The following is a 12609-nucleotide window of genomic DNA, read 5'->3' on the forward strand; positions in this document are numbered from 1 at the left end:
ATGATCGCACTGGTCGCAACAAAGGTCGCCCAGAAAGGTCCACGAATATACGAGTCTTTTTCCATGGGAGTTTCCATCATGACCATCGTATTGCTGGAACCATCGCTGAAGTCTCGTAATCTGGCGGCACCATTGCGACCAAAGGCTGTTTTGACACCTGTCGAAGCTTCGTATGAGACAGCCGCACCATAAGTGATATAGATTGCAGTGTAGCTCGTACGATAATCTTTGTTAGTGGAATAGGCGGTATTTGAGGTGTAAGTTTGAGGACCATGCGAGTAAGAGTCGCTGGGGCATTCGAAGACCGGGATCGAATGTGAAGTCGCTGTAGTCTGAATTCCCCCAGTGGGACCGGTGCAGGCACCATTACCATTACTTAATCCGGTTGCCAGTGAAAAATTGATCTGATTGTAAATATTCGCCTGATCAAGGAACGGGAGCATAAATAATTGCAGGGTATGGTTACGTGTTTCTGCAGTTCCTAACCAGGCGCATTCATAACCACCCGCGTTAATATCACCTGGAGGAAGGATGCGATGCGTATCATGGTAATTGTGCAAGGCCAGTCCATGCTGCTTTAAATTATTCTTGCAGGTGGAACGCCGGGCTGCTTCACGGGCCTGTTGTACCGCCGGTAATAACAAGGCAATTAAGATGGCGATAATCGCGATCACGACCAGCAGTTCGATGAGGGTGAAACCTCGCTTCGAACCACTCCTGAGTTCAGATTTCATAAGTGTGCCTCCTTAGAAATAGAAATGGATAAGAGTTAGTTTATTAATAAGAGTTAGACATTAAGTTGAGATGAAATTGAAGTGAATGGCCTTTATTGTACCTGGCGTGAAATATGAAAATCAAGAGAATTTGTTAATAAATAAAAGTAACAGCAGGTATTAGAAAGTGCTATTGGTAAAGATCTTCGAACAATACACCTGATTGATAATGGGTATAAAAACCCGATTCCCGCTGAAAATATTGCTGAGATTAGACCGGAGACTTGCTTCAGGACCCGTTAATCAGGCCATACGTCTGAAGAGACTGGGTAAGCTGGAATACAGAACATGGAGGGTGTGCCTGTCCCGGTTTCGTTCAAGGAATCGGTGGAGGGACAGACCTGTTTCAGCATTATTGCATGTCGATATCGAACGTGTTTTCACCGGTCTTGATTTCCACACTCAAGCCGCTGGTATTGGGAAAGTGAAATTTTTTGGGAATGTTGGCCATTTCTTTCGGGACTTCGGAGGGAGGTGTATCGGGACCAAACGATTTTTCAATCATCGGCGGGACAACACTCACCTGATAAGTTCCGGTAACCAGCCCTCCCGTATTGTTGGTAACGACATAAGTGCCATCTTCCTGGATTATGGCCTGGCCGCCAAATCCTTTATCGGGGTTATTGAATTGAACGGTGCCTTCTTTGACAGGCTCTCCCTTGTAGGTGACTTTTCCCGACAAAGCGCCGGTCGGGCCATGCTCTGATTTTGCACCGTTGCAACCCGGTAATAAAAATGCGCTCACGAGCATTAGCGGAAAGAGGACTTTCGCGAAGATCTGTTTCATTTTTTCGTTCCAGGTAGGATTTGTCTTCAATATGAAAAAAGATGTGGTGTCCTCAATTTCGAGAACACCACATTGGGAAAATGGATTTTTCAGTCGTGATCAATGCGAATTAAAATTCGCCAAGTACATTGCCATCCGCACGGCAGCAAAGGTGGCGAATGGTATTTATGTCAGCACTGGCTGAGACGTATCTCACTGCACCATCTCCCAGCAGCATATGTGCCCCGCCAACGTGCTGAGATTGAATCGGATTATTACAGCAGTCGTTGCAGATTCCGGTGCCAGTGTTTCTTGTACCGATCGGATAGCGGAGTGTCGTCGTATTATAACAGCGGGGATCATGATCGATGGGTGTATTGGGGCCCATCCAGGCGCCGTTGGCATAGGCTGACCGAATATCAGCCTGCGCCCCACTCCCATTCACTCCCCAGCCTGATTGCTCTCCCACCATGGCTACATTGGACATGCCGTCCAGAAAATCACGGATGCGGAACGATTTGCGGAAGGTAAATGAGCCTCCATTGGACCGGATTCCTTTGGCACTGAATCCGCCTTTTGAATAGGTATCGTCCTGAATCTGATCGATGCCGGTTGCGCCGGAAATCAGAATATAAGAAGGGATCAGGACGTTCGTAGTGGTGCTGCCTGTGGTCGTACTGAAGGAGTTTGCCAGCGCGCTGGAAGGACAAAGCATATAGGCGGGTTTCGTATTATTGATGCCTGGTGAATTCAGAACGCTCGAAGCGCCTCCAAACCAGAAATACGTGCCTTCAAAAACCAACTGGTTATAAACGTTTGCCTGATCGGCAAAAGGCAGGATATGGATCCAGGCAGTAGGGCCATGAGATCCCAGGCCGCCGGGGGGGAAGACACTGTGGGTTTCATGATAATTGTGTAAAGCAAGACCAACTTGTTTCAGGTTGTTTTTACACGTGCTGCGACGGGCCGCTTCTCGGGCCTGCTGGACGGCGGGCAAAAGTAGTGCAATTAAAATCGCAATAATGGCAATGACCACCAGCAATTCGATGAGCGTAAAGCCCCTTTTTGTGTACATTGTTTTTGATGATTTCATAGCGCATTCCATATTCATTTTAGATAAAAAATCAGAAAGACAGGTAAGTGATCAAGGCAGGCTGAATAGTGGCGTTCAAATTGAATGAGGCTTAAAACAGTCTCTAGTCGGGAGGAATATCACTCTGTGTCTATAGTATGCATTGATGCAGGTGAGATCAAGTCTGTAGATCTGCGGGAGATGCCCAGAGATTGATGGCTGTTGGGGTCGTGTTGATTTTGCCGGCTGGCAGTGGAGTGTCAACCAGTCAGGAATGGATCAGGTGGTTGCGACACTGCGGACTAATATGTTTTTAAAGTTTCCTACTTATTAGTTTGCAGGCTCAATGTGCGTTCATCGAGTGCTTTCTGCAGAGTGGCCGAGTAGGTTTTATACTGGCGATCCAGTTCGGCGTAGGAAACTCCTGTCAGCTCTTCCAGAGTTTGCGCGTTGTTGCTGATGCGGGAGTTCAAACTGTAAAGCTGCGTCATCTGATTGATGAAGGCGTCCCGGTATTCCCCCCCTTTGAAGTGCATGAAGAAATGCGACAGTCCCGATGCCTGACTGTAGTTGGGGCTGATATTCGGGCTGTTTTGAAACGCGTTGCGGCCCATTGCGGCGAACGTTTCGAGAGGGATATAATAATTGTCTTCCAGGAGCCGATAACGGGCGGCATTGAAGCGGATATGATTCGGGTTGCCGGCACGGAATACGTTGCCTTTTTTCTCAAACGATTCCATGTAGCAGGCGATCCCTTCGATGGCCCAGAAATGATTCTTTTCTCCCACCTGTCTGCTTTTGCGAATCAAGCCGGTTTCATAAAACAGTTGGTGGGTGGCTTCGTGATACAGGGTTCCCAGGTCGCCTTCCGCATCGGGGCGATGATAAAAATGCGATATCCGATCGCCGAACAGATAGATGCCGTGCGTCAATGCAATCTGCGGGATCTCTTTCTGTAATCGCTGCAGATACTCTTCGCGGGTACTGTAATAATGCATCACGTGCTGAGTATTGTTGTTGCGCCGTTGAAAGGGGTTTCGCGCTCCTTCAAACAGTTTATTCAGCTGCTCGGGTGTGTTAAAAAATCCAACAAAGAGTTGATGGAACTGGCGGTAAAAATCTTCCATCTCCGTTGCCAGTTGCACGCCCATTTCCAGACTGTGGTTCGTTTTAATCAGAAAATGCTCGGTCTTGATTTCCCAGGCATTGCGGAAATCGCGTCTGATTTCCGCTTCCTGCGCCGCCGACTTCCAGCGACCATTCACATATCGCTCACCTTTCTCATAGCGGGTGATATGCGAGGCAGGCAACCAGCCATATTCAGGGTGCCATTGCTGTTTGCGATCGTGCATTTCCTTTTCAAAAGGGGTTGCCCATTCATCGCCGTTGCGAACATAACCCAGAATCAGTCTGACCGACCGATGGTCGGGATTGTGAAACGCCGTCTCCAGAATTCGATCATAGGCATAACTGGGAAAGCCGGCGTGCAATACTTTACGGGAAAACACAAACAGATCGTTGGCCTGTTCTTCCTGCAGGTTGCGCAGTTTCAACCGCCAGGCGCGTTCCGCGGCTGGCAGATTGAGAGGAATCTCGGGTCGGACCGAACGCGGTAATGAATTCGCTTGTGGATCGAACTCCTGCAGTTCTTTCAACAATTGGGCCACCGCTTGAACGCCATCAAACTGTTGATCCTGCTGACAACTCAGCGCCAACTGTTTCAGCTTGCCTTGAAAATCTGCCTGCAGAGCCACGTATTGTTTCTGATAGATCTCCAGCGCGCGTGAGTTCTGTGCGAAAGCCTGATTGGACATCAGCATCATCAGTACGACCGTCAGCAGTATTCGGAACTGACGACAGTGTCCACCCGGCCGGCCCGTACAAACAACCTGTTTCTTTACAGGGCTGGCTGACCCGTATTTGAATGGCACAGGTTGACGGTGCTGAACAGACATGACGACTGTGTTCCTTATGAAATAGCAGTACGGGAAGAAAACTCCCTGTTTCGATTGTAGACGAGAGCATCAGAGGAAAAAAGAATTATTCTATAAATTAGCCGAGAGTTTGATCAGGGCAGTCCCTGTAAGCCGGTTACGCCGTGTAATGTGACGCGGTCATGGGTGGGAGAGAACTCAATCTGTTGCGCGACGACACCCTGATTCGGGTCCTTGCCAGCCTGAGAATCCCTGCGCAGGGTTGCCTTGCGGTTCCCAAAGGAACGCAGCATGTATAAATCTTTTGATTCATCAAAGCTGATCGTATCTGCACTCGCGCTAAACTTCTGGCTTGTCGGGGTACTTTTGTTTTTGATGAGTGTATTCCCTTCCACTTCCGCGTTGCCTTTGGCCAGCATCGAAATGAATTTCTTTTTCTGATGGTTGATTTCGTGTTGAATCAGTTTCAGGCTGTTGCTCCGCATCGAACCGGCGCCGGGAGGCAATTTATCCGGATCAATTTTATCCAGAGGCCGTTTCACACCGCCGTAAGTAATCTGGACGCGATCATCGAAGGTCGTGCTGTGTTGCTCCACATTTCCCGCCATTTTGCCGTTAAAGTCGATGCGGGTGTAAGTCCAACTGTCGGTGTCGGTCTTTTGAGGAAGATTGGCTTGTGAGACCTTGGTCTGGGATGGCTGCTGGCCGGGATTTTCTCGCCTCCATAACACAAGCCAGCCGGGTCCGCGTGCTTCGGCGTTGCCGGTTTTCTGATCGACATTCATCTGCCAGAAACTGGCACGGCGAATCCCAATCAATCGGTTGTCCAGATATTCGTTACTTTCGACCTCCACTCCATCCCGGCAGGTAATGAAATGCACGGTGGGTTTCTCTTCTTTTTTGTCCGATTGTTTTTCAGTAAAGGAGACTCGGTCGGACAGGATGACATCCATTTCCTGACAACGCAGCCGGTTGTCACCCATATTGGTTCTGACCTTGCCGAAGAAGTTGGCAGTCAGCCCGTCAAAGATCATCTCCTGATCCCAGTGGATTTCCAGAACATTATCCTGATCCGGTTGATCGTTCTGTGTCGGTTCCGTCATGTGGTCTTTGGTAATGCCCTCGGCGCCCGATAACAGACCGGCGGCCGATTTTTTTCCGCCACGCACCGGGAGCAGCAGCAATCCTTTTCCCTGCACTTCGGCCCGATTCGCCAGGCGATACAGAAAAATATTCTCGCCTTCAATCTGGAAACCCCGTTCATTAATTTTGGCAGGGCTGCCAATCACATGCAGCACCTGATCGTTGTCCCCTTTGTTTTTGATGTGCAACTGATTGCCAGTGATATACAGCGGTTTTTCCAGTTTGCCGTGAAACTGTTCGACCGAAACATTTCCTTCGGTCCAGACTTCTGCCACTTCGGCTTTCCCGAGGGCATTTTTATTCACACGCAATTTGATCAGGTCTGCGATCACCATTACCGGTTCTGGAGTAACTTTCGCTGGCTGGTTGTCTGTTGAACCAAAAGGTGTGCTGCGTGGTGGAAGCGTGGCCCGTCCTTCCGGGGCATTCAATAGCGAACTGTCACTGGAAGGTGCTGTCTTGTCAGGTGAAATCGAAAAAGGACCTGCAGGGACCGGATCATCAACGGCAAAGGCCGCCTGTTTGATGGCAGGTTGTTTGATCGCTGGTTGCTGTGGTTCCGATTGCGCACTGAGGGGGGCATTCGGTGCCGACTGCGGTGTTGTGATTTGATCAAACCAGACTTCGAGCCGTTTAGTTTCTCCTCTGAGTTGAGGGCTGGAAATGGCGACGTTCTGTTCTGCGATCATTTTATACGGGTCGAGTTTATTCTGCATCTTTTGTGAGTTGCTGAGTTCAGTCTGCCCGGAGCCCTGTTGAATGGAATCGGTTTTCTCGATTGAAGGGAGAGACCCTTTCAGCCACAGGCGAATGCTCTGTGCATCCAGCTCAAACCCCTCTGCCGGCTGTCTGACCTTGCATTGTTCTTCCAGCTCTACCAGTTCCAGTTTTGTTTCCGGGTCAATCGATTTTTTCATCTGTTTGACCCATTGGGCAGCCAGCGTTAACTGACCTGTTTTCGGATCCTCATGTTTGATCCAGCCGGCTCCCTTGCAGATGATCGTTTCCAGTTGCCCGCTCTGATTCTGATGAATGGTAATCTCAGGACACAGGAGTCTTGAGGATTGCTGTAAAATGCGGACAGACCGTTGTTCATCCGTAAGGACAATCGTTTTGGTTTCTTCGTTGTAAGAAAGCCGTGTCATCCAACCGGAGAGTTGTTTTTCTTCGGAAATCAATGTGACGTTCTTGCCGGTGGCAATCAGTTCCTGGAATGCCAGTTTGCCGCTGGCATGATCAGATTTGTGTATGGACGGCGTCTGTTTGTCTGCTGCGCCTTCCATGGTTTCTGCTTTGCGAACAAACTGTAACTGCAGATTATCGCATTCCAGTGTATCGGCCTGTGTAGGGTTGGTCGGATGATGCACGCGCACGTTCTCAGTAAACGTCCCCTGATTCGATTCCAGGTTGAAGGTAAAACTGCCGGTGCTTTTTACCGTGGCATAACGGGACGCTTCGTCTTGGGAGGGCTCTTTGCTTTTTTTCAATGCCAGGATCATCAGCACGTCGCGCCGTAATACGATCTCACGAATGCCATCGGCAGCCGGCTTGAGTTCTTTCGTTTTGGTGGCGGAAGGAATCAGCTTCATTTCGATGCCCCGTGCGCGGCCGCGATGATCTTCGTACGCAAACTGCACCTCATGGTCGCTCCGGATATTCATCGACGATTCTTCATAGAAGAAGTTACGTCCATAAATGATCAGTCCGTTCGGGCCTGTAATTTTTACAACGCCTTCCAGAGAGCCGGCAATCATCCGGCCGGGATCGGTATGTTTGATGCCAAAGGGCTGTTCAAAGCGTACCAGCGCCTCTTCACTCATCAGGGCAAACGGCGCGACGGACTCCCCTTTTTTGGGATCGAACATCAACATCGCAAACGGTTTCAAACGGGCTGCTTTTTTTTCCTCTTCCTGTTCCCAGCTTTCCGTATAAATGTAGGTGTTTTCGTCCTTAAACTGATAACGGGCATTGGCGGCCCAGGGACTTTCAGGAAGAAACGTTTTGGCCTGCTCATTGCTTCCGGAAGCATAAGCCCGCGATGTGAAGACCTCTTCCGGAAATTCCCGGCGAATCACTTTTTCCTTGATCACATGCTGCAGCGTCTGCGCATACACCAGATACGCGCCGGTCAGTGAAACTGTTGTGAACCAGGTCAACAACAGCCGGCTGGCTATCAGGCGATCGAATAATCCATTCCTGTTATGCTGAATGGCTTCGGTCATGGAAAGGGAGAGGTCGTTTCTAAAAAAAGATGTGGTTTGCAGAAAGGAAAAGTCGGGTTACCCCGCTGAATGATTCGCTTTGACGGGCTCAAGTTGCGGCTGCCAGCCAATGACATCGGTAATATCAATCAAGCCTGCTAAATGATGTTCGCGATCGACAACAGGCAATTCACTGAGTTTGCGCGATTTTAGTAATTCCACGGCTGCTTCCAGAGAAGCATCGGACTGAATGGTGATAGGCCGAGCCGTCATGACTTCGGAAATCGGTCGATCCAGTTGTACATCGCGTCGCTCTTCAAGCAGTCTGGCGAGATCACTGTCGGTAAAGATACCTGTAAGCCGATCCGAATCATCCACGATAATCACGGCACCGCTACGTCTGCCGGGGCAACTCAGTCGCACAAAGGCTTCGCGGATCGAACTGCTTTCTGAAGTCACACGCACTTCTTTTCGAGGACGCATGACTTCATTGATTTTGGTCAGACGCCGCCCCAGACTCCCGCCAGGATGAAATGTGGCAAATTCCAATGGCGTAAACCCGCGGGCTTTACTGATCACCAGAGATAAGGCATCCCCCATTGCCAGCATCGCAGTTGTTGTCGTTGATGGTGCCAACTGGTGCGGGCCGGCTTCTTTTAAATCTCCTAAGCGTAACACGACCTGAGAAGCGCGTCCGAGAGCGCTGGTTTCGCGGGCCGTGATGCCGATGATGGGAAGCTTCATTTTCTGCAGCAGCGGAAGCAGACGGCGCAGTTCTTCCGTTTCGCCACTGTTGGAAAGTGCCAGGATGATATCATCGGAGTGCAGGCAGCCCAGATCTCCATGAATGGCTTCTGCCGGATGTAGAAAATGAGAACGCGTGCCTGTCGAAGAAAAGGTGGCGCAGATTTTTTGTGCGATGAGTCCCGCTTTACCCATGCCCGTTAAAATGACGGCTCCCTTGCGCGAGAGTATTAAATCGACGGCGTCACAGAGTTCGGTTCCCAGGGCGCGCCCCATCTGGCGCAGCGCGTCGGCTTCGCTGAATATGATCTCACGCGCATCGCGTAACTGGTCAAACTGGGAAAATTCAATTACCGACCTTACAGGCAGGGAACTCATCGCACCATTCCTTTGTCGCATCCTTGCGGGCATGTTCAGGGGGGCGAGAGTATAAAAGGATGCTCAAAACGGGTCAATCCGAAATCAGGAGGGCCAAAAGGCTGTAAGTGGCTGCCTTGAAATGGCTTATCGGTAATGAATTCCCAAAGTTTGTTTCCGGGATTGGCAGTATAATCGCTGTCGTTCGCATTTCATGGCCGGGATTGTAGAAGAAAGCACGAATCGGCACTCGTATTTTATAGGAGAACATCTACAATGAGAGACTCCTGCGGTAACTTTGTAACAGAGGGTCGTTTCTACGATCTTCGATTTGTCATGCTGGAAAATGCAGGATGCGTTTTTGCACAAATCAAATACAAAGGTCAAACTCAAAGCCATTGGTTTTTCTTAAACTCCGAATCGAACAGAAGATACGAACAATGTCTTCTTTGTGTACTCCGTGAGCTTTTTTGGTGAATCAATGTTTCTCTGAAATCAGCCCCTGAAAGTACGGGGTATTTAAGCACAGTCCTGAATAGATAAGTGATTGTAGACGGATAATTATGTTTTTAGATCGTGTCGATATTTATTGTAAAGCCGGTGATGGTGGAGATGGTTGTGCCAGTTTTCGACGGGAATCACACGTCCCGCGCGGCGGTCCGAATGGGGGAGATGGCGGCAAAGGGGGAGACGTGGTCGTACTCGCCGATGACAACGTCAGCAGCCTGTCGCATCTCATTGGACATAAACATTGGAACGCGGAACGCGGCGGCCACGGTCAGAGCAGTCTGAAGACCGGACGATGCGGTCAGGATGCCATCATCATGGTCCCGCCAGGCACTCTGGTGCTGGACACTAAGCGAGGGCACCTGTTACGCGATATGAAACAGAACGGTGACCGTGTGATCATAGCCAAAGGAGGCAGAGGGGGCCGAGGCAATCGTCATTTCGCGACCGCCACCCATCAGACACCGCGTGAATATGAACCGGGAGGTCTGGGCGAACTGCGGGATATTTCCCTCGAATTGAAGTTGATTGCCGATGTCGGACTGGTGGGGAAACCCAATGCCGGCAAATCGACCCTTTTGAGCCGGCTTTCCAAAGCGCATCCCGAAATCGCCGCCTACCCCTTTACCACAAAATATCCTAATTTAGGACTGGTACGCGTCGGCTTTGATCATCAGTTCGTGATGGCTGATATTCCCGGTTTGATTGAAGGTGCACATGCAGGTGTGGGCTTAGGCCATGAATTTCTCAAGCACGTAGAGCGGACAAAGGTCCTCGTGCATCTGGTAGAACCTGCACCCATGGATCAGACCGATCCGATTCAGAACTACCGTCAGATTCGGGAAGAGATGCGACTCTATGATCAGTCGCTCATGGAACGGCCGGAAATCGTTGTGATCACCAAAAGCGAACTTCCCGACGCCGAGATAATCACGGAATTGCTGGAAGAAGAACTGGGGCATCCGGTGATGCAGATTTCCGCTGCCACGGGATCAAACCTGGAAAAACTGGTCTGGATGATTATTGAAGAGCTGCAAAAACTGGAAGTCGAGGCTTGAGAATCGTGAATGAGCAGCATTCCGAGGTAGACGATTCCAGACAAGAGTCCCTCCCGACCGGTGAGGCCTCCGGCGACTCTGATGCGACTCCTCGTGAAGTCCGGGTGCGTTTTGCTAAATATGGCGCTGCACTGTTTATGGTGCTGGGCTTTGCCTATCAGGCGTTTTTCAACACAACACAGAGTCAAACCCAGCGCATCACCGAACTGGGAGTTCTGATGCTGGTCGGTTTCCTGCTGGGCTGGGGCTTTGCCCGCCTTCGCTTTTGACGTATTTCTGTCCACCAGATGTCTCTTTTGTAAAAATTGCATTTCCGTTCGTTATCTGGTCTCATTTGCAATTTCTACAAAGCATTTTGCGCCTGCCTTGAGGCGGCCAAACTTACAAACATTTTTGTGGTTGTGTTGTAAGTGTATAAAATAAAGTGGCTTAGCGGGTCGCTTGAACGGATCTGGCAAGACCACTTCTTCTTTTTTCGGGCCATTGGTCTCATGTTTGCGGTAAGCGGCATTACCTGTCACTTATCCCAAATCGTCTGAATGGAATTCACCGACGATGGTTTCAGGTAACCGAACCTCAGGTTCACCCAGCGATCATATCTCAAAACCCCATTTCGAGTGATCGACCCAAAACTATCCCGTTACAATCAATTGAGAGTTTGTCAGCTGAAGACCCGCATCTTCGGCTGCATCAAAAAGGAACAAGAGGGCATGGAAGCTCAACTCTGTCGCTTTTTCATTCTGGTTTTGGCTTCATTTTTATCTCTGGGAGCCTCTTACAAAACCCCGAATTTTATTACTCATGCACCTACGCCGGAAATTGCCAAACAGGTTGGTGATGCCGCCGAAATCTATCGCAAGGAACTGGCCATTACCTGGCTGGGTCATGAATTGCCGAAATGGTATTCCCCTTGTCCCATCAAAGTCAAAGTCGGTGATTACGGTGCCGGCGGAGCAACCACGTTTTCCTTCGACCGTGGTCAGGTGTTTGGCTGGGACATGCAGATCCAGGGAACGCTGGAACGAATTCTGGATTCGGTCTTACCACACGAAGTCAATCACACGATTTTTGCCTGCCACTTTCGTCGCCCGCTTCCCCGCTGGGCTGATGAAGGGGCTGCGACCATTGTCGAACACGAGTCAGAGAAAAAACGTCAAAGGCTGTTGAATGAGCAGGTGATGGGAACAAACAAACGAATTCCCCTCAGGAATCTGCTGGCGATGACAGAATATCCTTCTGAAATGCAACAGGTACTCACGCTGTATGCCGAAGGTTATTCATTGGCAGACTTTCTATTGCAGACCGGTGGCAAAAAACGCTATCTGATGTTTCTGGAAGACGCTCACAAAAATGGCTGGGACGATGCCATCGCAAAACTATACAAATACAAAAGTGTCGAAGAACTGGAACAACGCTGGGGTAGCTGGATTCTGGCCGGCAGCCCTGCATTGAATCTTCCCGCCGGTCAGCAACTGGCAGCGACAGAGCCGAAACAGCAACCAGCGACAGAGAACAAAAACTTCGTGATTCGATCACAGAGTCCTGACCAGGACGAAAATGAGCCTGAGTCTTTACCTGAGTCTGCTTCCATCGACGAGCAAATCGAGATGGCCAGTTTGAATCAGGAGGACAGCGACAGTCGCAAGTCACGTCCGCTCCCCATTGCGTCGCGCGTTTCCTTCAACGGTCGCCAGATAACGGATAATCAGAATGATTCGACAGTGGCCGTTGCACCCGAATCGCAGCAAGTGCCGCGAAACTCACTGAAGCAGGAAAGAGGGCAAAGTGCTCAAGCTTCTGCTCAGCCCAGGCGCGCTTCACAAAGCAGAGGACAGCAGCAACCCGCCAGCCGGTACAATCGAACGGCAAATCCTGGTGGTGGCGGGATAGATCTGGGCCAGTCGGCTGAAATTGATTTCTAAATCAGGGTTTCTGGTTCGGCAGTACGGCCACGCGATACGAACGACGATTCGCTGATTCCGTAAAAGCAGCAGAGATTTCATCGAGAGAGAACGTCTGTTCGCAGAGTCGTTGAAACGGATAACGGTTTTGAT

9 protein-coding genes are annotated in these 12609 nt (G+C 50.0%); 3 read left to right on the plus strand and 6 right to left on the minus strand.

Features of this window, described 5'->3' with window-relative positions:
* From Q0294_RS00785 to Q0294_RS00810, 6 genes are all read right to left on the minus strand, one after another.
* The coding region (locus tag Q0294_RS00785) for a DUF1559 domain-containing protein (RefSeq protein WP_299459713.1) at positions 1–734 on the minus strand (734 nt) is incomplete at its 3' end.
* A 391-nt stretch (positions 735–1125) separates the two neighbouring features.
* Positions 1126–1560: a carboxypeptidase-like regulatory domain-containing protein gene (locus Q0294_RS00790; RefSeq protein ID WP_299459716.1), complete on the minus strand. Its 435-nt coding sequence runs from the start codon at positions 1558–1560 to the stop codon at positions 1126–1128.
* Positions 1561–1669: 109 nt separating this feature from the next.
* Positions 1670–2632 carry a DUF1559 domain-containing protein gene (locus tag Q0294_RS00795; RefSeq protein ID WP_299459719.1) on the minus strand — a complete coding sequence of 321 codons (963 nt, stop codon included), beginning with the start codon at positions 2630–2632 and terminating at the stop codon, positions 1670–1672.
* A 302-nt stretch (positions 2633–2934) separates the two neighbouring features.
* Positions 2935–4566 (minus strand): DUF1570 domain-containing protein, encoded by a 1632-nt coding sequence (locus Q0294_RS00800; RefSeq protein ID WP_299459722.1) that lies wholly within the window; start codon positions 4564–4566, stop codon positions 2935–2937.
* 113 nt (positions 4567–4679) lie between these two features.
* Entirely contained in the window at positions 4680–7910 is a 3231-nt protein-coding gene (locus tag Q0294_RS00805) for a hypothetical protein (protein ID WP_299459725.1), read from the minus strand.
* 57 nt (positions 7911–7967) lie between these two features.
* Positions 7968–9011 (minus strand): KpsF/GutQ family sugar-phosphate isomerase, encoded by a 1044-nt coding sequence (locus Q0294_RS00810; RefSeq protein WP_299459728.1) that lies wholly within the window; start codon positions 9009–9011, stop codon positions 7968–7970.
* 542 nt (positions 9012–9553) lie between these two features.
* On the opposite strand from Q0294_RS00810, the gene obgE reads away from it, so the two are divergent.
* The 3 genes from obgE to Q0294_RS00825 all read left to right on the plus strand — a co-directional run bounded on the left by obgE (position 9554) and on the right by Q0294_RS00825 (position 12477).
* Positions 9554–10555 (plus strand): GTPase ObgE, encoded by a 1002-nt coding sequence (gene obgE / locus Q0294_RS00815; RefSeq protein WP_299459730.1) that lies wholly within the window; start codon positions 9554–9556, stop codon positions 10553–10555.
* Positions 10552–10824: a hypothetical protein gene (locus tag Q0294_RS00820; protein WP_299459732.1), complete on the plus strand. Its 273-nt coding sequence runs from the start codon at positions 10552–10554 to the stop codon at positions 10822–10824. Before obgE ends, Q0294_RS00820 begins: the two co-directional genes overlap by 4 nt.
* Before the next feature lie 441 nt (positions 10825–11265).
* Positions 11266–12477 (plus strand): hypothetical protein, encoded by a 1212-nt coding sequence (locus tag Q0294_RS00825; RefSeq protein WP_299459734.1) that lies wholly within the window; start codon positions 11266–11268, stop codon positions 12475–12477.
* Positions 12478–12609 lie beyond the last annotated feature (132 nt).

Source organism: uncultured Gimesia sp. (assembly GCF_937919775.1).
Taxonomy (GTDB): Bacteria; Planctomycetota; Planctomycetia; order Planctomycetales; family Planctomycetaceae; genus Gimesia.